Here is a 20,530-nt window from a genome sequence, read left to right as displayed (position 1 = left end):
TGCAGTCGCTCCCGGCGGGACAGCTCGACGACCATCACCACCAGCGACAGTCGCTGCGCCTGATAGGACGCGAGACGCCCCTCGGCGGCCTGGAGCAGGTCGGCGGCCTTCTGTACGTCGCCGGCGACGTTGGCGGCGCGGGCGGCGTCCTCGAGGAGCCGGATCGCGTCGGGCAGGTCGCCGGGGTCGAGGATGTTGAGGTAGTGCTCCCCGTCGCCGATGGTGATGACCTGACCGCCGAACGCGCGGATCATGCCGATGTAGTCGGGGCGGATGTCGCCGAGCACGATCGGGATCGTCCCGAACCCATACAGGGCGGTGCAGATGCGGTGGATGACGCTCGTCTTCCCCAGGCCGGGCTCGCCGAGGATGAACATCGACGGGTTCCGGATCAGGCCCGCCCGGAACCAGGACACCGGGTCGCAGCACACCGGGGCTCCGGTGAACTGGTGACGTCCGAGCGGGGTGCCGACCATGGGGACGCTGGAGCCGGCGGCGAAGGGCCACATGCCGCAGATCTGGTTCGTCGACGCCCGGAACTCCGGCGCCGTGAACGCCACCCCCGCCGTCCCCATGTCCGGGCCGCGCCAGCCGAGCAGCCCCGGCCCGCGGGTGCCGTTCTCGGTGGTGGGGATCCCGAGCAGCTTCTTGCCGAGCTTGGTCGCGGTCGCGAGCATCAGCGGCCCCTCCTCTGCGCGGTGGCCTTCCCGATCGCCCGGTGCAGCGGCAGCACGATCCCGAGCGGCAGCGCGGCCGCGAATGCGGTGTCCTGCATCCCCGTCGCGATCCGGGTCTGCACTCGCGCGGCACCGGTCATGCCCTCGATCGCCACGACGGCGTCGGGGATCTGCGATTCGTCGGTGAGGGTGGCGGTGATGAGCATCCCGAAGTTCACCAGCCCCGCTCCCTGCGCGACGGCTTCCTCGCGGCGCTTGGCGTTCTCGAGCGCGACCGTGTCCTGGGCGCCTCCGGAGGAGAGGAAGCCGCCGGTCTTGCGGTCGGCGACGGCGACGGTGTTCTGCACGGCGACGTCGATCGGCCGGTACAGCAGCGTCACCCGCTTCCTGGCGATGCGCGCGTGCGGGGCCAGCAGCGGCGCGAGGACGGTGGCGGTCCACATGCCCTGCGGCATGCCGGTCATCTGCCACGTCACCGACACCGCCGAGTCGTGCCGGTAATGGCTCCATTCGGCGTCCGCGGCGACGGGTCCGACGTCGGACCAGGACAGGTCCGGGGTCTGGCCGTCGTGGTGGGCGGCCTCGATCGCGGTCTGCGCGGCCGGGTCGTAACCGACCCGGATCACCTCGCACCACTCCTGCGCCGACAAGGGCCGGACCTGGCCGGCGCCGGTGATGCCGAGGATCTCGGCGAAGAACGGCACCCGGGCCGAGAGGTCCTGGCCCATCTGCAGCACCGACCGCTTCCCGCCCTCCGCGGTGCGGGTGGTGAACGTGATCGTCACGTAGGCCTGGAGCACGACGGCGCCGGAGGAGAGCAGCTGCAGCAGCTCGTCCAGCGCCTGTCGGGGCACGGCGTGGGCGTTCGGGTCGACGGAGGTCTGCACGAGACGGTGCAGCTTCGCGCCCGTGCCGGGAGCGGCTTCGACGATGATCTGGCAGGCCATCACGTCGGGCTCGACCGTGAACGAGCGCAGCGCCTCGTCCAGGCCCCGCACCCAGGAGTCGATCTGGTGGTTGTCCACCAGCGCGCCGCCCTCGGGGCTGACCGCGAAACCGAGGACGACGTGGCCGGGGTGGGGGTGGTGGATCAGCCCGAACGGGCGTTCCCACGAGTCCCGGAACTCGCTCATCGTCGATGCCGCCGCGAGCCCGGGCAGCTCGTTCCGGCCCGACGCGATAGCGCCGACCGTGCCCGACCGGTAGCGGGTCCGTCCGGCGCGGCGTGCGGAGGCGTATCCCATGCGGGTGAGGGCCTTCTGCGACAGCGAGCGGCCGTGCTGGTCCTTCCGGCTGGTCACCCACAGCGCGGCCGCGACCGGGGCGAACACCGCCAGGGCCGCCCACAGGTTGGACACCATGAGGGTGATGATCGAGGCGATCAGTCCGCCGAACAGGACGATCGTTCCGGCGAAGCTGAGGCCGAGGATCCCGGCCGAGCGGATCCGGTCGACGTGAGAGTAGACGCGAGGCTGCGCCGGCGTGCTGGTCATGACTGTTCTCCTGTGCTTCCTTCGGCCGCCTGCGCGGCAGCGTTCTTTGCGGCGAGACCCAGCTCCGCCGCCTTCTGAGCCGCGATCACTGCCGGGGCCGCGGGGCCCGCGGCGGCCGCGCCGGCGGATCCCGCGGCGGCAGCTCCTGAGCCTGCAGCGGCGCCGGATCCTGCCGCGGCGGCGCCCGACCCCGCGGCGGCTCCGGTGCAGGTGCTCGCGGCCGCGGTGCCGCTCCCGGACCCGGTCGCGGCGGTCTTGCTACCCGACGTGGCCGCGGCGGATCCCTCACCTGCGGAGGTGGACGGGCTCGACGTCGACGGCGCGGCACCGGTGCGGGACACGCTCGGCGCGGGCCCTGAGCCACTGCCGGTGGTGATCTGCTCGCTCGAGCTGGACGACGAGACGCTCTGCTGGGACTTGGAGCTGCTGCTGCGGATCGCGTGCGAGGCGAGCTCTCCGCCGACGCTGCCCGCCGCCGCGGCGAGAGCGACCCCGGCGCCCGCGCCGCCACCACCCATCAGCGGTGACACGGCGGGCACCATGAACTTCATCAACGCCGGCAGCGCCACCAGCGCCAGGCCGAGCATGAGGACGCCGAGCATCATCGTCATCAGCTGGTCCCACCCCTGGGTCCAGTCCGCGCCGACCATGAGGAACGCGATCCCGTACACCAGCGCGGCGATGGGCTTGTAGAGGATGAACGCGATCAGCCACCCGAGGTTCTTCTTAAACCAGGACTTCCCCATGTCGGTGTTCGTGAACGCGGCCGAGGTCGGCAGTGTCGCGGTCAGGAGCACGATCATTGCCGAGCGCAGCAGCATGAATCCGATCTGCACGATCCCGGCCAGCGCGGCGATGATCCCGACGACGACGACCCCGAGCGCGCCCACTCCCCCGGTCGGCGCGGTGAGGCCGCCCATCAGTGCCATCAGGTTCGACCCGAACCCGCCCTCGCGTCCGGCGGTGAGCTCGATGAACCAGATCGAGAACCCGTCGGCGGCCTGCACCGCGAGCTGGATCCCCCACAAGCTCGCGGCCGCGACGACCAGCAGAGTCAGCAACGACCGGAACAGGTCGATCAACGGCTCCTTCCGGAGCGTGAACGCGGTACGTCCGGCCGCGAAGAGCACGGAGAACACCACCGCGGCGGCGGTCCACCACCACAGCGCGTCGCGCACGAACGGGACCGTCCCGCCGCCACCGGACATGCCGGGGAGGGCATATGACCCGACCAGGCCGGCCGCCCCGACCAGCAGGCCGGCGGCGGCGATGTAGCCGAGCTTCCCGACCTCGAGCAGGCCGTGGCCGCGATGGTGCGCCACCGCCATCCGGGCGCCGACCACCATCACCCCGACCAGGACCAGGACGACGCTGATGACCTGCACCGCGCCCAGCAGCTCCGTCACGTTGGCGGCGTTCGGCGCCTGAGCGGCGCTGGACGAAGAGGTCCCGTTGGCGTGGCCGATCAGGTTCGGGGTGCCAATGGCGAGCCACCCGGCACCGATCGAGCCTGCGACGGTGCCGACGAACTCGGCGACCTTGTCGGCGATGTCCTGCAGCCACCAGTCGGCGATCGGGTTCGCAGCGATCACGCTCACGATGCCGGCCCCCACGGCAGCAGCCCGAGCCCGTCGAAGGACTTGACGGTGTCGAACTCATAGATCGGCAGCGACCCGCCGGTGCTCTCGTTGTAGTACCGCTTCCAGTCCCCATCCACCCAGCGCAGACGCACCGTGTCGACCGAGTTTGGGTACGCGCCGACGGTGGAAGTCGTGCCGACCTGGACCACCGCATCCGTCGCGGTGTAGGACTCGACCTGGACGCCGACGACCGAGACACCGTAGGAGGTAGGCACCCAGTTGCCGGCGGGCGGGTCGACGGTGGGGTGGCTGCTGCGGCACACGTCCTGACCGGCGCCCTCCGTCAGGCCCTCCTCGCAATACTCCCGCTCAGCGGCCCACGACTGGCCGTAGGGGAACTCCGCCCAGGCGGCCGCGAGGACCGCACCCTCCAGGGTGTGCGCAAAGCAGGTCCGCACGCCGGCGTCCGAGATTTTCCCCGGGCCGGCGGTGTCGCTGACCGGCATCTGCCCGCCCTCGACGCTCTCCCACGACACCGTCGGAGCCGTGGTCAGCTCACCGGATTCCTCGAAGCCTTCCAGGCCACAGACCGACTCCGCCCAGGAGTCGTCCGTAGCCGATGGGGCGGGCGTGACCGGGATCGCGTCGCCCTCCCCCGGGCTCGTGGTGATGATCCAGGTGATCGCGGCGCCGAGCGCGACGAGGATCATCGCGGCGACGATCAGCAGGATCGTGCGACGGTGGGAGTGCGGTCGGGTGTCGGTCATGACACGACGAATCCGACAATCGACACCGCCATCGCCACCACCGCGATTCCCGCGACCGCCCAGCCGAGGGTGCCGATGTGGGCGGCGCCGTCACCTCGGCCGTGGCTGATGGCCATGCGGGCTCCGGCGATGATGATGCCGGCCACACCGACGCCGAGGGCGTAGAACTTGATCACGCCCAGGATCGCGCTGACCTTGTCAGCGCCGGGCATGTTGTTGCCGCCGGACGGCTCGGGGAAGTCCACGGTGGGGACGGCCTGGATCAGGTCGGTGAGGGTGTGCAGGATCATCGGTTCGCTCCGTTCTTGAAGGTGCTCCGCCGCGGCGCGGCGAAGATCGGGGACAGACGCTTCACGGCCAGCAGCAGCCCGCCGCCAAGGACCGCGAGAAGGCCCACGATCCCGGCCGGGGCCAGGACGTCGATGTCGGCGCCGGTGTGTGCCAAGGTCGGGGATCCCGACCCGTTTCCGCCGGAGGAGCTGCCGCCGCTGCGGCTGCCGCTCGAGGGCCCGGACGTGGAGGGTCCGCTGTCGGAGGACTCATTCGACGGATCGGCCGCAGGAGCCGGTGATGCAGGCTCGGACGGGGTCACGGCCGGCTCCCCTGGATCCGTGGGATCCACGGGGTTGAACGGATCCATCGGATCCGTTGGGTCCGTTGGGTCGGTCGGGTCTGTGGGATCGGTGGGGTCGGTCGGGTCTGTGGGGTCTGTGGGATCGGTGGGATCGGTGGGGTCGGTCGGGTCGGTGGGGTCCGTCGGGTCCGTGGGGTCGTCCGCGTCGGCGGCCGCCTGCGCGGGCAGGGGTGCGGGAAGCGCCGAGACGGTAGGGCTGGCCTCTGGATCGGTCCGATCGGCGTGGGCGAGCACGGCGGGGCCGGCCAGAACGGCGGCACCGATCAGGGTGACCGTCGCCGTGGCGTGGAGCTTTCTGGACATGGTGGTCTGCCTTTCCGATGGGGTTAGCGATGTGGGTAAGCAGTGACGGAGTCGCCCTTGGCCAGGACGAGATCTCCGGACGAGGTGAGCCCAGTCGGCGTCGACGGCGGGGTCTGGTCCGAGACCACGACCGTTCCGTCCTCGAGCACGGCGGGACGGGTGCCGGACGCGCCGTAGAACCCCGACCCGAAACCGGTCGTGGCCGTGAACCCCGCACCCGGCGTCGACACGGCCCCGGTGGCCGCGTCGAACACTGCGGCGCCGGAGGCGGCTTGGGTGAAGTCCTGCGACCACACCAGATCGGTCCCCGCTGCCTGGCCGTGCAGCGCGCCGCTTGTCGCCGACGTCGCGACGACGGCCGGGCCTGCCGGCGTCGACCACGTCGTGAAGATCGTGTCGCCAGTCGCCGCAAGCCAGCCCGAGAGCGTCACACCCTGGGCCGGCGCGCTGATCGGGATGGTGCGGGCAACGGTGCCGACCGGAGAACCGACGAGCGCCTCCCCGCGTGACGACGCCCAGACCATGCCGTCGTCGGCGGTGACCCCGATCGGGACCGTGCCCGCGCGCGGACTGGTGTAGGTCACCAGACCGTCCAAAGTCAGCAGCTGCGCCGTCACCCACCCCTCAGCGCCAGCGATGAGCGCCCCTGCCCTCAAGATGACGGTGGCGCCGTCCGGCAGCTGAGCCTGCACCGGAGCAGCGTCACCGATCCAGGACGTGAGGGTCGACCCATCCAGCAGCACGAGCCCCGAAACGCCACCGACGCTCACGGGGAGGAACTCCGCCGCATCAGTCGCCGTCTCAGTCGTCACGGTCACGCCCGAGCTGTCCAGCACGGTCGCTTCTCCGTCGCCGAGGATCCCAACACGGGAGCCGCCGGCGCTGAGCACGACGTCGTCGGCCGCGCCCGACCACGACCAGACCGGCGCGGCGCTCCAGCCCGTCAGCGGAACTGCAGCCGCGGCGGCCGGCGCCGGCCCGGTCGTGGTGGACGGCCCGGTGAGCAGGCCGGTCACACCCCACACCACGGCGGCGATGAGGGCCAACCCGCCCACCCCGGCCGCCGCGGCGACGAGAGGACCTCGCCGGCGGAACGGACGAACTGGGAGCACCCGCCGGGCCAGGGCCCGGCTGGGACGGAGCACGAGCTCCTTACCCGGAGCAACCCTGCCGGGAAGATCCAGCACGCGAAGCTGCGGCGCCGCGGCCGGGAGCGGCTGCACGTCGATCAGGCCGTCCTCGGCCGCGCTGGCGGGCTCGTCGGCGTCGAGCTGGATCGGAGGGCTGACCACGACGTCGTCGATGTCCTCCGCCTCGACCACGATCACCGGTGCCGACGGTTCCGCAGGCGCAGGCGCGGGCTGTCGGAGGTCTCCGATCAGGTCGCGCGCGACACGTCGAGGGATGGTGAGGTCGCTGATGTCGGGCGCGTCGATCGCGGCACCACAGGAGGTGCAGAACCGTGCATGCGCGCGCCGGATCGGGGCATGGCAGCTCTCGCAGACCGTCGTCTGAGTCCCCGCGCTCACTGCCATGAGTCCGTCTCCCGGTTTCGTAGCAGCGCGTCGACCGCCACGCCCTGACCAGCGGTGAGAGCCCGCAGGCCGAGGGCGCAGACACTCCCCCAGCCGCCGCGAGTGACGGTGTCCTCGATCCAGGTCGCGACGTCGGCGAGGCTGCCGAGGATCCCCGTTGTCGCGAGGGTTCGTGCAGCGACAGGGGCAGCGGGCGCTCGAAGGTGCCAGGCGCGGCCGTTGAAAGTGTGCGCGGTGACCCGGATCAGCTGGCCGCCGTCCGGGGCCGCGTCGGGCTCGGTGCCGACGGGCGCCCAATCCAGGCGACGCCAGCGCAGCACCGTGCCGACAGGGACAGCCTCGGCCTCAAGCGAGGGAATGGCCGAGGCGTCCACGACGGCCGAGGTTCGAGTCTGCTTCACGTCGCGTCCCCTGTTTGAGTAGCTAACTATGGATAGTGTCGCCTATACAGTGAACCCTACACAAACAGTGTCATGCCTGTATCATTTGTGATGCGAACCTACCGACGTGTCTTTGTGCCTGATAGTTGAGAGAATGATGAGATGGTGGGCGTGGATAAGCGGCAACTCGTAGACGAGGCCTTCGGCTCTCTCCCGCGCCAGCTCATCCTCGCGGCGCTGGCCAAGGAGCCCGCCCACATTGGAGTACGTCTAGCGCAGCTCGCGTCGGCCACCGAGCTGAAAGGGGCCACGCTGGATCGGCATCTCCGCGCACTGATGGAGCTTGAAATCGTGCAAGCCGATCGGCCGCGCGAACTGATACGGCCGGGGATGACGCTGCAGTATCGGCTGAACCGACCGCTCTACGCCGAGCTCCTGCAGCTCTGGCTAGAGCGTCAGGAGCTCGGGCAGTCCTAGGTCAGGACTCGAAGTCCTGTCGAAGGATCTCGGTGATCTTCTCCACCGCGTCCTTCGAGAGCTCCCGTCCGTAGGTGCGGGCGGCGAACGCGGTAATCCGCTGCTCACGCATCGCCTTGACGAGGTCGAGCTGCTTCTCCACCCGGTCAGGAAGAGGAGCCTCACCCCACGTCGTCAGGTAGGTCGGGTCGACCTCGAAGTAGCGGGCAATTCCCGCAAGTAGTGCGTCGTCACTCACCAGGTAGCCGTCCCCAGAAAGGAGATAGCCCCAGCGCACCCGCGACATCGACAGGCCGTCCTCTTTGAGGGCGGCCGAGATGTCACGATAGATAGTCGCGCGCTCGTCGTCCTTGACGAGGGCGTCGATCAGCAGATTGACACGTCTAGCGAGTTCCTTTTTGCGCTGCTCAATACCGTCCATTTGCTCCGCCCACCAGTTCTCTCAGCACTGCTCGATCGTGTTCGTCCAGGTCGACCCTGGTTCGGGAGAACACGTCGACTATCTCAACTCGGCGCCGCCACACCATCCGATCAGAGGCTGGCCCGAGGATGTCACGCAACCGCGCGGCGCCTGCGTTCATAGCCAACCGGCTATCGGCGTCGACGAGCTTGCGCCACAGCGGGTACGAGCGAATCAGCAAAGCCCGGTTCCTGTGGTCTCTTCGAATCGCCGCTGGCAGTGCTGCGAGCGGCGCCACCGCAAGCCCGCCCATGATGAAGGCGCCCGAAACGTTGATCGTAATGTTGCCCCAGTCCAGCCAGTCGCTCGCAGGCACACCCGTGGAGGCGAGGACGATTAGCAGCCCCTGGAACAGGACCGCGACCATGGCCAGAAGACTGCCGATACCGATAAGGATGACCGTGGCTTTGCTGGTGCGGGTCGCAGAGATCTTGAAGTCGCGCTGAACAGCGAGGTAGCCGACGATGGCCATCCAGGCCATCGCAACCCACTGAACGGACGTGAACGCCGCTGCACGCCAGTCATGCAGCTCCGAAAACATGAATGCCTCCGTGGGGTGCCAGTCCGATCCAACGAAGAGGCAGACCAGCACCGCCAGAGCGACCGCGGCCGCGGTCACGGAAGCATTGCGGTGGCGTCTCACCAGGTCCTCGCCGCCCATGACGAAGAAGCCGATCCACGTCAGCCACATGATGGCCAGGATTGAAGAGGCCTCGAACAGAAGAACGGTCACCCCTCGGTGTCCGGTGAGGCCCTCGACGACGTCGAAGGCCCACCACTGCCGGAGGGTCACGCCCGTAGCGGTGAAGAACGCACCCATCAGCAGGTGCTTCGTCCCTAGGAAGCCCTTAGCGAGCAGCGCCACGGTCACGAGCCCCCAGATGGAGAGCATCGCCAGAGCGCTGGTTGCTGCGAGTGCGATCTCCACGGTCAGCCGTCCGTGAGAGCCTTCTCGAAACCGGAGGTAGCCCGAGCAGGGCGCAGTCCGCGCTGCTGCCGGAGGCTCAGCTCGTCGGCGAGGGCTTCAACCTGCTGCTCCTCGATCGAGTCGAGATCACACCGGTAATAGACCGTCACCGCTTCCAGCACCTTTCCCAGAGGCAGATCGGGCGTAACTTCAGCAAGCGCCTCCTCGGTCGCCTTCGCCAGGTTGTGCCCGAGGAGAAGATGGCAATACTCGTGATTGCACTCGTGGTTCTGGTACCACTCAAAGTCTCGGGCGGGAGACACGATCCGCGCGCCCTTCGCGCTCACTGTCGTATTCGGTATCACGCTCCCGTCGGCGGGGCTGATCGAGATTCCCTTGCCAAACCGCTCCTCGATCATGGCGTGCAACTCGCCTGGAGCAATGACCGCCGGGAAACCCATCTCGTCGAGCTGCTCCTTGGCCCACTTGTCGAGACGACGTACATTGCGACTACCCATTGGAAGACCCCTCCGATCCTCTTCAGGCCAGCGTTGCCCCCACTTACCAGCGCGGCAAGTCTATCCGGAAAGCTTTGCTTCATAAATGGTGCGATGCTTAATATTCACCGGTCTCCCATTTTGTGCATAGCATGGCTCCCATGTCCGAGTGCCGAGCTGCAGATTCTCGATGCTCCATTCCCCCAGCTGCGGCGTGTCCGCACTTTTCTTTAACGAAATTCGTTGAGACTCGCCACATGGGACATCGCACAGGGAGGCCGAACAAGGGTGAGCGCGACGCGATTCTCGCGCGACCACCCGTGCCTTTCGGCGCCATCTTGAAAGAGAACGCTGATCGGGAAGGCCTGTCCTACGGCGAGTACCTCGTTGCGCTCGCCGCCCAAGCGCTCGGCATGCCCGAGTACGCACCTTCCCAGCCCCGGGACCGTGCCAACGAACTTCCGCTTCCCCAGGAGGCCACGAACCAGGCCGCATAAGCAGAAAGGGCCCGCCACCGAGGTGACGGGCCGCTCCCAAAGTCTGGAGCTCTAAACCCTCAAAGTTTGGCGACGCTGAGGTTCAGAGCTTCATCCGAAACGAAAGCCCGGTTGAGCCGGGAGGCTCTTCCGCACTCCGAAAGGAGTTAGCTCTGACTTTAACGCATATCCCGCGTTCGCGCACGCTCTCTTCGGCGTTTCCTGGGGGCCTCTCGCTTGATGAGGCGGCATGGGAACTCACGCGCTGGCTGTCCCCTCGCGATCGAGTGACGGTCATGCGCCGCGATGCGTACGGGCAGCTCGCCGGTAACTCCTACCCCGCCAGGCACCCCGTGCGCGTCCAGGCTCCCTCAACGCCGTGGGCGATGTACCTCGCCGACGACACCGGAACATTCCGGCTGCTCTGCTTCGACTTCGACGGCAAGAAGGCCGGACAACCAGACCCCGACCTCATGGAAGCCGCCGCAGACGACGCCGACGCGCTCTCACGCATCCTCGACCGCCTCCAGGTGACCCACGCGCTCTGCGAGTCCTCCGGCACCGGCGGCCGCCACATCTGGGTCCACATCCCCGGAGGCATCGACAAGGCCCTCGCCGGGCGTCTCGGTCGCGCCGCGCGCGCCCTCTACTCGACGCTTGACCACGGGATGCTCGCCAACGCACGAGAAGGAGCGGCGCGGCCTCCTCTCTCACCCCACCGCGACGGATCCCGATCGAAGATCCTCCGCGGGTCCCCCGAGTCTCTCCTGCACTCGGAAGTATCCGCCGAGCAGATCGACAGCTTGTGCGAGGCGCTCCTCGCCGCCTGCCCGCCCCTGGTGCCGGAGGCAGCGCCGTCATCCCAGCCGCAATCCAAGACCAGACGAGCCCACCGGAGGCTGTCGTCGGCCGGCGAGAGCCACATGGCCACAATCCGGGGTGGGGACAACCCATCCTGGACCGGGTTCATGTGTCTCCTCTCCGCTGCACACGCCGGGTGGAGCTTCGCTGACGTCCAGCGCGCCGCCGAGACGGCGCCGGGAATGGAGCACTACCGAACGAAGAACACCGGGCGTGGCGGCGCACGCCGGCCCCGCCACCCCACCGAGCGCCACGCTCGCCTCGAGCGCCAATGGGCGAAAGCCCAGCAGATCGCGGGCACTCACGCCGTACTGGGCCCAAGCGGCCCTCCGGCCGAGGCAATCGACGTCGACGACCTCGTTCAGCGCCTCGACGTCATCGAGGCCGCCATGACCCACATCAGAGCCACCCCCGGCCGATGGGCGCACACCGAGGCGGGCCAGAGCGCCAGAAGCGTCCTCGCTGCGATCGCCTACCTCACCATCGCCACAGGGAAGGCCACCGTGGCTGCCCCCATCCGCACTGTCGCGCTGCTCACAGGACTGGGACGGACGACGGCTGCAGACGCACTCCGGCGGCTCTCGGACGACGGACTGCTCCGTCGGAGCGTCGCCAGCGACGACACCGGGAACGCTGCGGAATGGCGGTTCAGCGACCGTTTTTCCACAGCTTCCGTACCAGTCCGGTCACAACCCATCAAGAACCCCCGCCCCCCTACAGCTCCAGAGGTTTTCGCCCGCCGACGCGCACTCGCTGTGGAACTGGAGAATGAGCTTGTTGACGGTCGGCACGATGTGTTCACGCGCGGAGGTCTCGGACACATGGCTGGACGGCTGTTCGCAGAGACGAGGGAGCGCACGGTGACCGATGAAGCTGACGCCGCGCGCGTGCTGGGGACGGTCCTACGCCACGCACGACGTGCCATGAGTCGTCTAACCCACCACAAGCTGATCCGGCGCCACGCGGACTTGAGCTGGCGGCCGAACCCTCGCGATAGACGTGCGATTGTGGCCAAAGAGCTCGGCGTAGGAGGTGTGCTTCAGAGGCGGTCCGAGCGCTACCAGCTCGAGCGCGAAGTGTGGAGCTGGTGGTTGGCGGAGCTGGACGCGATGCACACCGCTCCCCGCAGACGTCGACGGCGAGGCCACGCGACAAGTCGACCGCTGTTTGAGGGGTCCTCCCCCGGAGAGCGGTCGTGGCCCCGATACCCGCGAACGCCTGCAGGTCTTGCCGAGCACCGGGCGGCACGTTCCCTCGTCGCGGCTGGCGTCGTGAGTCCCGAGAGCCGCTGGCAGTACCTTGGCGACGTGGCATAAGTTCGTGCGGGCGGCGACGAGACGGGAGGGGACGAGGTGGAGACAGGAACTACCGAGGCGGGCGAGAAGGACGGGCTCAGGCAGGCCCTAGAGCGGGCACGCGACGCGATCCTTCGCATCCAGGGCGCCAACGGTGGCTCCCAGACGCAAGCGGGGCTCGCCTGGTTCGCCCAGCAATGGGTGCGTCTCGACCAGGACCATCCGCTCCCCCTCGACGGAATCCCGTTCGACAGACTGGGGTCGCTCATGGACGTTGTGGGCCGTTCGGTCGAGGCGTCCCAGATCGCGTACCTAAGCCCGGAACGGCGCTGGCGCAGCGCTGACGACCCCGCCGTCATACCGGCCGTGCTGCCGCACATCCTTAAAGGCGATACGGACGGGTTCCTCTCGTGGCTCGATCCGCAGTCGATCGAGCTCGTGCAAATCTCTGCCTCCGCCGAGCGACCTTTCTGCGTCGAGGCGGGCTGGAGCTCGATAGCGATTGCTGCTGCTCTTCAGCTGAGCGTTGAAGTGCAGTACGTCGAACGCTACACAGACGAGCCCTCCCGACAAGATTGATCCCGCCGTACAAGATATACGTAACTAATACAATACAGAGATATTGCATTAATTACGTATAGCACTATTGATGGCAGTATGGCACTATTGATTGCGATAGAGAGGACTCGGCCATGACATTCACAGCCGTGATCGCGAACAACAAGGGTGGCGTCGGAAAGAGCAACCTCACGGTTCAGCTGGCGGCGGCGCTGGCACGCCGCCAGCGCCGCGTTCTCGTAGTCGACCTCGACCCACAAGCCAACTCAACCCGTCGCCTGGGTATCACCGTCGACCCTGACGACCCCATCGTCACCACGTCTGAAGTCGTCAAGTCTGGCGAGGAAGGAGTGGGGGAGGGGGCAGTTGTCCCGGCCGGCTGGCGCACAGACGTTGGAGAACCGACTCCAGAAGCCGCATTCATCGACGTTCTCCCGGCACGATTCGATCTGATCAATCGCGAAGGCGAGGCCGCGCAACTCGGCGCAGTCAAGCGGTTGAAGAAGACCCTGCGGGGGTGGACGAAGGAGTACGACGTCACCCTGATCGACACGCGTCCCGACCTCGGACACCTCGTGCAGATGGCAATGGCCGCTGCTGACTCGATCCTGATCCCCACGGACCCGACATTCGACTCGATCGAGGCCGCGATCCGAGTGCGCGACTTCGTGGAGCGCCACGCTGAAGACCTCGACAACCCGACGCTTACTGTTGGCGGCGTAGTGGTGACTCGGCGCAAACCCACCGCCGAGCACGACTTCCAGGTGAAGGGGATCGAGGAGGAATTCGGCGACCTGGTCTGGAACTTGAAAGGACCAATCCACTGGCCGGACGGCGGCGTGACGGTCAATCCGCCATACATCCCTGACTGGTCACGCTTCGTAGAGGCTGACGCGGCGGCGGTGTCGCTGTCCGCCTACAACGACCGCAACTCCCGCAAGACCGTCGGCCTATTCGACGCCCTCGCCGAACGGTTCGATCGATCGTTTCTCACGAACGGAGGCAACGCATGAGCGCACCGCAGCGCCAGCGACCAGGATCCGCCAGCCCCATCAAAAAGCTCACGCCGCACGTGGAAACCGTTCGGACACCGTCGACGCCCACTGAGCCAGAGGGAGAGGGGACGCAGCGGCCGCTCGAGGTCGGGGTCGGTAGCACCTCAGCTGCGCCAACGATCGAAGCGACCCCGGAACCTTCCGTGGCAGGGGAGAGCGGCCCAGCGGCCCAGCCCGCGCGGGCCAAGGCGCCCGCGCGCAAAGCTGCGCCGAAGGTTCTCGTACCGGATCCGAAGATCCCGACGACGCTCGCCATTCGCCAGTCGCTGAAGAAGAAGGCGGAGACCGCAGTGCTCTCTACGAGCCGTTTTGAAGGCGGCTACGTCTCGCTCTCGGCTTTGGTGGAGGGAGCCCTGGTGCGGGAGCTCGAGCGTCTCGCGGAGGAGTTCAACGAGGGGCAGCCGTTCGAAGAGAACGACGGGGGATTCCGGCAGGGCCGCCCCGCCGGGCGCTGAACCTCAGCGCCCGAGGCCGTCCCGCCTTCGCTCGCGGGCCACACAGCGTTCCACGGAGTACGAGAGCACTTGGAAGCCCTCGGGCGCTTGCGCGTCGACAGCTGCCCGGGCGGCATCGTAGTCAGTGCCCTCGCCGGTGACTTCTTGGGTCGCGATCGTTCGGATGACGGCGGTGACCTTCAAGGCTGTAGCTCGCATCCCCGACATCGATCGTTCGGCGTATGGTCGCGCTCATGGGATGGGTCCTCGGGGCGGTGATCCTGGCTGGCGCGGCAGCCGTCGGGATCGCGGGCGGGCGCGACGAAGCTCGTGCGCTGCGGTCTTCTCGGTGCAGCCGTCGTCGACTGATACAGAACGGAGTTGTCATGCCTGCAGGAGATGTTGAGACGTTTCACCAGGACGGTGCCTGGCACAACCGGGTCGAGGGGGAGAAGGGCACCAGCAGCCCGTTCAAGACCAAGGCCGAAGCGGTGGATGCGGGCCGGGAGCAGGCACGCCGGCTGGAGCGGGAGCACATCATCCGGAACGAGAACGGGCAGATCGGCGAACGCAACAGCTACGGCCACGACCCCCGCAACATCCCCGGCTGAGGCCCGGTCATGAGCGGCCTCCCGGCCGGGCTGCGCCCGCCTGAGGTTGCTCTGGCCGACACGATCCCGGGGTCGGACGCGCTGCCAGGTGGGTGCCTCTACGAGCCCAAGTGGGACGGGTTCCGTCTCGTCATCGTCCGCGACGCCGACGTGACGCTGTGGTCTCGCCAGGGGAAGGATCTCACTCGGCGTTTCCCGGACCTCGCGGCGGCCGCGGGGAGCAGCTGCCTGAGGGTTACGTCGTCGACGGTGAGGCGGTCGTGTGGGCCGAGGACCGGCTGGTCTTTGACGCGCTGCAGAAGCGGCTCACCAGCCCTGCCGCGGTGCAGCGCCTCGCCCACCAGCAGCCGGCGTCCTATGCCGCATTCGACCTCCTCGCCGTCGACGGCCAGGACGCACGCTCGCTACCGCTCCGCGATCGCCGGACCCTCCTCGAGCAGCTCGCCCAGGACTGGGCCCCGCCCCTGAACCTCTCGCCTGCCACCACCGACTAGGACGAGGCGACCGCATGGTTCAAGCAGCTGCACACGGCCGGGATCGAGGGGCTCGTCATGAAGGGTGCCGGTGACCGGTACGGCGGGGGCGTGCGGCAGTGGGTGAAGGTCAAGCACCGCGACACCCTCGACGTGATCTGCGCCGCCGTCATCGGCCCTGCCCGTTAGCCCCAGGAGCTCGTGGTGGGCCTGCCCGTTGATGGGGAGCTACGGCCGGCGGTGGGGGAGGGGCATCCCTGGCCGGCGCAGATCAAGCCCGGCGCACTGGGCCGGTTCGGGACCAGCGGACGCGAGCTCGTCGAGCTCACGCTCGTCGAGCCGATCATGGTCGAGATCTCCACCGACGTCGCCTGGTCGGGTCGGTCCTTCCGGCACGCCGTCCGCTACCTACGAGCTCGACCCGGGCTCGACCCTGCCGACGTCGCCGAGCGGGAGCGCTGACCGTCGGTCCGCTAGTCGCTCACCTCGACGGGATCCAGGAGCGCGGGGTCGTCCCATACGGGCCGGGCGCGGACGTTGTTGATCGCCTTGCTCACCGGGTACGTGGTGATCGTAGAGGCCACGGTCTCTGACGTCGACATGAGCATGTCGACCGTCTCGGACGGGTCGTCGAGGTCGGTGGGGGAGAGCCAGGCATCCCAGGCGTCGGGGGTGAGGAAGGCGGGCATGCGGTCGTGGATCTCGCCGGAGGCGTCCCGGGCCTCGCGGGTGATGATCGCGAACCGCACATCCCAATCGTCGATTCGCCTTCTACCTGTGGCGAGCTAGCCAAGCCGAGACCGAACACGAAGAAGACTTGGTCGGCGCCGCCAAGCTCATCGCCGACATGCCCACGAGGCCACGCCGCATCACCGTGGTCGCCATGTTCGTTGCGGCAGCCGCGATCATCCTCACCGCCGCAGAGCCGTTCGCAACAGCGATGGTCGACTCCGGTACCTCACTCGGAATCGACTCCTACTTCCTCGTGCAGTGGCTGGCACCACTCGCGTCTGAAGCACCGGAACTCATCATCGCCGTGATGTTCGCGTGACATGGAAGGCCGTCAACGCTTTCCTGACCCATCCCAAGCCGATCACCCTCACCGACGAGGAGCTGCGGTCCGAAGGCGAGACGACTGAGCCGGCCACGCCGCCTCGGGTAAAGGCGTGGGTGCGCTACCCAGAGGCCACCGTCGAGGTCGAGGGCCGGGTACTGGCGTTCAACGAGCGCGTGGCCCTGGTCGAGTACGGCGTGCTCGGTGGCGGCACTCAGCGGGCGTGGGTGTGGCGCTCGGCCGTCACGAATCCGCGGAGGGAGGCGCCGTGAGGGGGTTCGCGGTCGATCGGCGCGACGCGACGTCGGAGTACCCCGACTGGCGGGCGAGACGTCGTGCTCGGCGTCCGGCCGCCACAGCATGACGGCCCCATCGCCGGTGTAGAGATGGTCATGTTCTCGATCCGGGCATTGTTCTGCGGCGCCGGGGTCTTCAACCGCGTCGGCCGGGGAGTTTCAGACGGCGTCGCAGTCGATCTTTTCGGCGCAGTGGTCGCCGGCCATCACGGAGGTGTAGGTGGCAGTCACGTCATAGTTGGCGTTCCAGCCAGATGGACGATAACCCGGGGTCTACCACCACTTTCGCTTTGACGCTCGACGGGCAATTGACATCGTCGTTGTGATGCTTGTCACGATCCTCGATCTGACGTCAGGATCGAACTGTGCAGGCCTTATAGGTCAGGTTTCAGGGACCACTATTGCGGCTCTGCTACAACGCCTCGGGCTGCGCGGGATTCTCGGGGGCGTCTTTTCCGATCGCGGGTTGCGTGAAGGAGGTGGGAAGGGGCAGCTGCAAGGCCTGGAGTAGTCGGTTGGGCTGCCGGGTGGAAAAAAGCCAGTAGGGGGTGGGATCCGTGGGGTCGGTGAGGGTGACTTTGAGGACGGGCCTGATCCAGCCGCGTATACAAAAGTAGCTGCGCGCATCTAGGCGAGGTCCTCGCTCGGCGGTGGCATCGGCACCCGTGTGCGCGGACGCCGTTCCGAGGTGCTCTCGGGGGATGTGGGCCCGTCCCACGTACAGCGTTGTGGCGGTCACACCGATCACGGGGGAGCTGAAATATAGCAAGGCAATGATCCCGCTGTAGAGCAGAACTCCGACTGTGGCTCCAACGACGGGGCCTGGTATGTCGGACTCGGGATTGATGGGGATGAAGACGACCAGGCTGGCGGGGATGACCAAAGCAGTGGAGAAGAAGACGGTGATAGAGGGTCGCATGCGTTCGCGATAGATCACCGATGCGGTCTGTTGCGAACGGCTCAAGTGTTTTCTCCCATTCGAGTGAGGTGTTCTTCGCGCAGCTTTTCGACGGCGTCGATGAGCCGAGGATCATCGCCGCGCGCAAGTCCGGCGTAGTGCATTTGGAGTGGACCGTTGTCCGCGGGTGTGGCCTTGATCCAGAGGCGGCGGCGGGGGATGAACAGTGACGTGAGGAGGCCGGCTGTGGCTGTGATGGCGAACAGTAGGACTGCGTCCTGGGCCGGGTCGTAGCTGAGATCGAAGGACGCGAAGCGGCGCACGGATTCGAGTGTGATTGTTCCGAGGCCTTGTGGGAGGTCTACGGTGTCGCCCGGGCGGAGGCGGAGAGACTCCGTGCCGGTCTCTGAGCCGGTGAGTTGGGTCAGGGAGTCAGTGTCCAGGGAATAGGCGGACTTGGGTGCTCCGGAGTCGAGTCCGAGGTCCCCGGTGAATACGTTGAGTGTCATGGCGGGGTAGATAAGGTCAGGAAAAGAGGAGTACTTCGCACCGTTGGTGCTGGTTGCCTCTGTGGGGTAGAAAAAGCCGAGCATTCCGACTTGCTGCTCAAGTCCGTCCGGGACCTTGACGACGCCTAGCGAGGTCAGGTTGGAGTCTTGGGGGAGAAATGCGACAGCGTCGGAGAAGACGGTCTTTCCTGTGGGATCACGGACGGTGATCTGCGGTGCGTATCCGTTGCCGAGAAGGAAGATGTCGGCTCCGGCGATCTCGAGCGGTTCGTTGACGCGGATTGTGCGGGATGTCGATTCTGCCTGGGCTCCGGTCACGGAGACGTTGGCGGTGAAGTCGAGAGGTTGACCGAGTGCGTTGCGGTTGCCGGTCTCGTACGTCACGGCGAGCTCGTTGAGGGCGAGGGAGTACGGCGGCAGCATCTCAGGGGTGAACAGGCGCCCGGGATTGAAGCTGTCGTAAGCGCCTTGAGTGTTTGCGAATCCTTCTTGCTCGATGACGACTCGCTGGCCGGAGTACCCGTAAAGGCCGCCTATAGCGACGGCGACCAGCACTCCCACAAGCGAGAGGTGGAAGACCAAGTTGCCGGTCTCGCGAAGGTATCCCCGTTCAGCGGAGAGGGAGGGCCCGGAGGGGGTCTCGTATCGGGCCACGCGGTAGCCGGCCTTGCGTAGCAGCGATTGCGCGGAGTTGAGTGCGTCGTCTGTGCTGGCGCCCATTGTTGCAGTGAGGTGAGCAGGCAGTCGTGACAGGCGCGAGGGGGTACGGGGGGGAGCTGTTCGCATCGCTTCCCAGTGATGGCGTGCACGGGGAAGAACACAGCCGATCAGCGAGATGAACAGCAGGAGGTAGATGCTGGAGTACCAGAGTGAGCCATATGCGTCGAAGGCTTGGACAGCGTCGAGGATCGCGGCACGGTCGGGGTTGTCTTTGAAATACTGGATGACGCCGTTCGGGTCCGAGCTGCGTTGAGGGACCAGGGATCCTGGAATGGACGCCAGCGCAAGCAGGAGTAGCAGAAACAACGCTGTTCGCATGCTCGTCAGTTGTCGCCACGCCCACCGTGCCCAGCCCCTTCCCGCGGAGGGGGCTGGGCTGAGCGCGGCGTCGACGTGATCGTCTGGTCGACTTGCGTCGGCAGTGCGAGCCACGATCATCCCAACGTCGCGCCGCGGGCCGACATGAAGGGTTCAGGGTCGATCCGGGTTCCACTGACGGTGATCTCATAGTGCAGGTGGCATCCTGTCGACACGCCGGTTGTGCCAGCAAGCGAGATCAACTGGCCTGCGGCGACGGTGTCGCCGGGGCTGACGAGGAGCTGGCTGTTGTGGGCGTAGCTTGTCTGCACGCCAGAACCATGACTGATCTGCACCCAATTGCCGAATCCGCCATACCACCCGGCGTAGCTGACGGTCCCTGCCGACGCTGCGTACACCGGTGTGCCGCAGCTGGCTCCGAGATCGACGCCGTTGTGGTATGTGCTGGCGCCGGCGGTAGGGGCGACGCGGGGGCCGAAGCCGTCGGAGATTCGGCCTCCCACGGGTCGAGTCCAGCCTTGGTCCGAGAGCTGTCCGCTGTCCAGTTGAGGCGAAGCTGATCCGCGGGCGGCGGCGGCGGCCGCGGCGGCGGCGGCTGCCGCCGCCCGCCGCACCTCCTCGCCCTTGGCGTAGTCCGCTTCTGTGGCCTGACGGTTCTCAGTGAGTACCGCGAGCTGAGCTCGCAGTGTCTCGGCTGTTGCCTGCTGTTCGACCAGGCTCGCTTCGACCTTTTGTGACGCAGATATTGCTTCCTGCATGGCGGTAGCGGCTTCGCCGGCGAGGCGTTCACGCTCGGTGGTTGCGATGCGGGCTTGGTCGGCGAGTGCGGCGGCGTTGTTCGCTGCGGTGTTCGCCTGATTGTAAAGAGCAGAGATCGAGGAGGTGAGTTGACTGCTGGAGGTGAGCCGGCTCAGGAAGTCATCAGCAGTGTCTCCGCTCAGCATGAGCCGTGCGGTGAGTTGGTCGGTTCCTCCTACGCGGGTGAGTTGTGCAGTCAGCTGTCCGACAGTCAGCTTGGTCTTCGCCGCCTCAGTCTCCGCACGCTTGACCTGGTCCAGTAGCTGCGCTTCCCGTGCCGCGGCTGCGTCAGCTTCGCCTTGAGCGACGTCCCATCTGGTGGTCAGTGTGATCGCGGTCTGTTGAGCCGTGGCAAGATCGGAGCTTGACCCGGTTTCCCGGACACCTGAGTTGAGGCGATGATCGTCTCAGTGAGGAGTCCGATATGCCTGCTGCGAAGTCGCCGGAGTTCCGGCGTCGCGCCC

The 20,530-nt window shown here is 67.3% G+C and carries 24 protein-coding genes and 1 pseudogene; 11 read left to right on the top strand and 14 right to left on the bottom strand.

Annotated elements, in window-relative coordinates; translation table 11 throughout:
• Positions 1 to 676 precede the first annotated feature (676 nt).
• Genes IEX69_RS20410 through IEX69_RS20380 form a run of 7 tightly spaced genes read right to left on the bottom strand, consistent with a single transcriptional unit; the run spans position 677 to position 7,390 of the window.
• A complete protein-coding gene (locus IEX69_RS20410) occupies positions 677 to 2,170 on the bottom strand; it encodes an SCO6880 family protein (RefSeq protein ID WP_085021907.1) in 1,494 nt (497 codons plus the stop codon).
• On the bottom strand, positions 2,167 to 3,768 hold the full coding sequence (locus IEX69_RS20405; RefSeq protein WP_157127540.1) for a hypothetical protein: 1,602 nt from the start codon (positions 3,766 to 3,768) through the stop codon (positions 2,167 to 2,169). The genes IEX69_RS20410 and IEX69_RS20405 overlap by 4 nt, the downstream gene beginning before the upstream one ends.
• On the bottom strand, positions 3,765 to 4,517 hold the full coding sequence (locus IEX69_RS20400; protein ID WP_085021905.1) for a DUF8175 domain-containg protein: 753 nt from the start codon (positions 4,515 to 4,517) through the stop codon (positions 3,765 to 3,767). The genes IEX69_RS20405 and IEX69_RS20400 overlap by 4 nt, the downstream gene beginning before the upstream one ends.
• Positions 4,514 to 4,807 (bottom strand): hypothetical protein, encoded by a 294-nt coding sequence (locus tag IEX69_RS20395; RefSeq protein ID WP_085021793.1) that lies wholly within the window; start codon positions 4,805 to 4,807, stop codon positions 4,514 to 4,516. Before IEX69_RS20395 ends, IEX69_RS20400 begins: the two co-directional genes overlap by 4 nt.
• The gene (locus IEX69_RS20390; protein WP_157127539.1) at positions 4,804 to 5,454 is read right to left on the bottom strand and encodes a hypothetical protein; all 651 of its coding nucleotides are present in this window, start codon (positions 5,452 to 5,454) and stop codon (positions 4,804 to 4,806) included. Before IEX69_RS20390 ends, IEX69_RS20395 begins: the two co-directional genes overlap by 4 nt.
• A gap of 23 nt (positions 5,455 to 5,477) precedes the next feature.
• Positions 5,478 to 6,989 (bottom strand): hypothetical protein, encoded by a 1,512-nt coding sequence (locus IEX69_RS20385; RefSeq protein WP_157127538.1) that lies wholly within the window; start codon positions 6,987 to 6,989, stop codon positions 5,478 to 5,480.
• Positions 6,980 to 7,390: a hypothetical protein gene (locus IEX69_RS20380; RefSeq protein WP_188760999.1), complete on the bottom strand. Its 411-nt coding sequence runs from the start codon at positions 7,388 to 7,390 to the stop codon at positions 6,980 to 6,982. Before IEX69_RS20380 ends, IEX69_RS20385 begins: the two co-directional genes overlap by 10 nt.
• Positions 7,391 to 7,531: 141 nt before the next feature.
• Between IEX69_RS20380 and IEX69_RS20375 the strand changes: the two genes are divergently transcribed.
• A complete protein-coding gene (locus tag IEX69_RS20375) occupies positions 7,532 to 7,846 on the top strand; it encodes an ArsR family transcriptional regulator (RefSeq protein ID WP_085021902.1) in 315 nt (104 codons plus the stop codon).
• 1 nt (position 7,847) lies between these two features.
• Here IEX69_RS20375 and IEX69_RS20370 read toward each other — a convergent pair whose 3' ends face one another.
• Genes IEX69_RS20370 through IEX69_RS20360 form a run of 3 tightly spaced genes read right to left on the bottom strand, consistent with a single transcriptional unit; the run spans position 7,848 to position 9,731 of the window.
• Complete coding sequence (locus IEX69_RS20370; RefSeq protein WP_085021901.1) at positions 7,848 to 8,267, bottom strand: hypothetical protein; 420 nt, start codon at positions 8,265 to 8,267, stop codon at positions 7,848 to 7,850.
• Complete coding sequence (locus IEX69_RS20365) at positions 8,254 to 9,234, bottom strand: hypothetical protein (protein WP_085021900.1); 981 nt, start codon at positions 9,232 to 9,234, stop codon at positions 8,254 to 8,256. The genes IEX69_RS20370 and IEX69_RS20365 overlap by 14 nt, the downstream gene beginning before the upstream one ends.
• A 2-nt stretch (positions 9,235 to 9,236) precedes the next feature.
• Positions 9,237 to 9,731 carry a hypothetical protein gene (locus IEX69_RS20360; protein ID WP_085021899.1) on the bottom strand — a complete coding sequence of 165 codons (495 nt, stop codon included), beginning with the start codon at positions 9,729 to 9,731 and terminating at the stop codon, positions 9,237 to 9,239.
• Positions 9,732 to 10,482: 751 nt separating this feature from the next.
• Between IEX69_RS20360 and IEX69_RS20355 the strand changes: the two genes are divergently transcribed.
• From IEX69_RS20355 to IEX69_RS21015, 8 genes and pseudogenes are all read left to right on the top strand, one after another.
• Entirely contained in the window at positions 10,483 to 12,363 is a 1,881-nt protein-coding gene (locus tag IEX69_RS20355) for a hypothetical protein (protein WP_229756514.1), read from the top strand.
• 36 nt (positions 12,364 to 12,399) lie between these two features.
• Positions 12,400 to 12,921 carry a hypothetical protein gene (locus IEX69_RS20350; RefSeq protein WP_085021897.1) on the top strand — a complete coding sequence of 174 codons (522 nt, stop codon included), beginning with the start codon at positions 12,400 to 12,402 and terminating at the stop codon, positions 12,919 to 12,921.
• A gap of 113 nt (positions 12,922 to 13,034) precedes the next feature.
• The gene (locus tag IEX69_RS20345) at positions 13,035 to 13,913 is read left to right on the top strand and encodes a ParA family protein (protein ID WP_085021896.1); all 879 of its coding nucleotides are present in this window, start codon (positions 13,035 to 13,037) and stop codon (positions 13,911 to 13,913) included.
• Positions 13,910 to 14,410: a ParB family protein gene (locus tag IEX69_RS20340; RefSeq protein ID WP_157127537.1), complete on the top strand. Its 501-nt coding sequence runs from the start codon at positions 13,910 to 13,912 to the stop codon at positions 14,408 to 14,410. Before IEX69_RS20345 ends, IEX69_RS20340 begins: the two co-directional genes overlap by 4 nt.
• Before the next feature lie 233 nt (positions 14,411 to 14,643).
• Complete coding sequence (locus tag IEX69_RS21025) at positions 14,644 to 15,000, top strand: DUF2188 domain-containing protein (protein WP_229756513.1); 357 nt, start codon at positions 14,644 to 14,646, stop codon at positions 14,998 to 15,000.
• A gap of 9 nt (positions 15,001 to 15,009) precedes the next feature.
• Positions 15,010 to 15,156, top strand: a pseudogene (locus IEX69_RS21235) (ATP-dependent DNA ligase); the annotation flags it as partial.
• 104 nt (positions 15,157 to 15,260) lie between these two features.
• On the top strand, positions 15,261 to 15,494 hold the full coding sequence (locus tag IEX69_RS21020) for an ATP-dependent DNA ligase (protein WP_229756512.1): 234 nt from the start codon (positions 15,261 to 15,263) through the stop codon (positions 15,492 to 15,494).
• A 183-nt stretch (positions 15,495 to 15,677) separates the two neighbouring features.
• The gene (locus IEX69_RS21015; protein WP_229756511.1) at positions 15,678 to 15,935 is read left to right on the top strand and encodes a hypothetical protein; all 258 of its coding nucleotides are present in this window, start codon (positions 15,678 to 15,680) and stop codon (positions 15,933 to 15,935) included.
• Between the two features lie 11 nt (positions 15,936 to 15,946).
• On the opposite strand, the gene IEX69_RS20325 is transcribed toward IEX69_RS21015, so the two are convergent.
• Positions 15,947 to 16,222: an SOS response-associated peptidase family protein gene (locus tag IEX69_RS20325; RefSeq protein WP_174604652.1), complete on the bottom strand. Its 276-nt coding sequence runs from the start codon at positions 16,220 to 16,222 to the stop codon at positions 15,947 to 15,949.
• Between the two features lie 68 nt (positions 16,223 to 16,290).
• Here IEX69_RS20325 and IEX69_RS20320 point away from each other — a divergent pair, with 68 nt between their 5' ends.
• Together IEX69_RS20320 and IEX69_RS20315 are read left to right on the top strand one after the other, a co-directional pair.
• Positions 16,291 to 16,524, top strand: coding sequence for a hypothetical protein (locus tag IEX69_RS20320; protein WP_085021892.1), 234 nt, complete (start codon positions 16,291 to 16,293; stop codon positions 16,522 to 16,524).
• Complete coding sequence (locus IEX69_RS20315; protein WP_085021891.1) at positions 16,521 to 16,799, top strand: hypothetical protein; 279 nt, start codon at positions 16,521 to 16,523, stop codon at positions 16,797 to 16,799. The genes IEX69_RS20320 and IEX69_RS20315 overlap by 4 nt, the downstream gene beginning before the upstream one ends.
• 436 nt (positions 16,800 to 17,235) lie before the next feature.
• Here IEX69_RS20315 and IEX69_RS20310 read toward each other — a convergent pair whose 3' ends face one another.
• From IEX69_RS20310 to IEX69_RS20300, 3 genes are all read right to left on the bottom strand, one after another.
• Positions 17,236 to 17,760, bottom strand: coding sequence for a DUF3093 domain-containing protein (locus tag IEX69_RS20310; protein WP_229756510.1), 525 nt, complete (start codon positions 17,758 to 17,760; stop codon positions 17,236 to 17,238).
• Between the two features lie 23 nt (positions 17,761 to 17,783).
• Entirely contained in the window at positions 17,784 to 19,268 is a 1,485-nt protein-coding gene (gene resB, locus IEX69_RS20305; RefSeq protein WP_229756509.1) for a cytochrome c biogenesis protein ResB, read from the bottom strand.
• A 116-nt stretch (positions 19,269 to 19,384) separates the two neighbouring features.
• On the bottom strand, positions 19,385 to 20,212 hold the full coding sequence (locus IEX69_RS20300; protein WP_085021889.1) for a M23 family metallopeptidase: 828 nt from the start codon (positions 20,210 to 20,212) through the stop codon (positions 19,385 to 19,387).
• Positions 20,213 to 20,530: the final 318 nt, after the last annotated feature.

This window comes from Cnuibacter physcomitrellae, from assembly GCF_014640535.1.
GTDB classification, from domain to species: domain Bacteria; phylum Actinomycetota; class Actinomycetes; order Actinomycetales; family Microbacteriaceae; genus Cnuibacter; species Cnuibacter physcomitrellae.
Note: the sequence above shows the minus strand (reverse complement) of the source record. Positions and strands in the feature narration are given on the sequence as shown.

Bases quoted from the DNA above. Each gene is read 5' to 3' on its own strand.
- IEX69_RS20395 (WP_085021793.1), bottom strand. From the start codon at position 4,807: ATGATCCTGCACACCCTCACCGACCTGATCCAGGCCGTCCCCACCGTG.
- IEX69_RS20375 (WP_085021902.1), top strand. From the start codon at position 7,532: ATGGTGGGCGTGGATAAGCGGCAACTCGTAGACGAGGCCTTCGGCTCT.
- IEX69_RS20300 (WP_085021889.1), bottom strand. From the start codon at position 20,212: ATGCTGAGCGGAGACACTGCTGATGACTTCCTGAGCCGGCTCACCTCC.
- IEX69_RS20410 (WP_085021907.1), bottom strand. From the start codon at position 2,170: ATGACCAGCACGCCGGCGCAGCCTCGCGTCTACTCTCACGTCGACCGG.
- IEX69_RS20345 (WP_085021896.1), top strand. From the start codon at position 13,035: ATGACATTCACAGCCGTGATCGCGAACAACAAGGGTGGCGTCGGAAAG.
- resB (WP_229756509.1), bottom strand. From the start codon at position 19,268: ATGCGAACAGCGTTGTTTCTGCTACTCCTGCTTGCGCTGGCGTCCATT.
- IEX69_RS20390 (WP_157127539.1), bottom strand. From the start codon at position 5,454: ATGTCCAGAAAGCTCCACGCCACGGCGACGGTCACCCTGATCGGTGCC.
- IEX69_RS20400 (WP_085021905.1), bottom strand. From the start codon at position 4,517: ATGACCGACACCCGACCGCACTCCCACCGTCGCACGATCCTGCTGATC.
- IEX69_RS20360 (WP_085021899.1), bottom strand. From the start codon at position 9,731: ATGGGTAGTCGCAATGTACGTCGTCTCGACAAGTGGGCCAAGGAGCAG.
- IEX69_RS20355 (WP_229756514.1), top strand. From the start codon at position 10,483: ATGCGCCGCGATGCGTACGGGCAGCTCGCCGGTAACTCCTACCCCGCC.
- IEX69_RS20385 (WP_157127538.1), bottom strand. From the start codon at position 6,989: ATGGCAGTGAGCGCGGGGACTCAGACGACGGTCTGCGAGAGCTGCCAT.
- IEX69_RS20370 (WP_085021901.1), bottom strand. From the start codon at position 8,267: ATGGACGGTATTGAGCAGCGCAAAAAGGAACTCGCTAGACGTGTCAAT.
- IEX69_RS20340 (WP_157127537.1), top strand. From the start codon at position 13,910: ATGAGCGCACCGCAGCGCCAGCGACCAGGATCCGCCAGCCCCATCAAA.
- IEX69_RS21025 (WP_229756513.1), top strand. From the start codon at position 14,644: ATGGGATGGGTCCTCGGGGCGGTGATCCTGGCTGGCGCGGCAGCCGTC.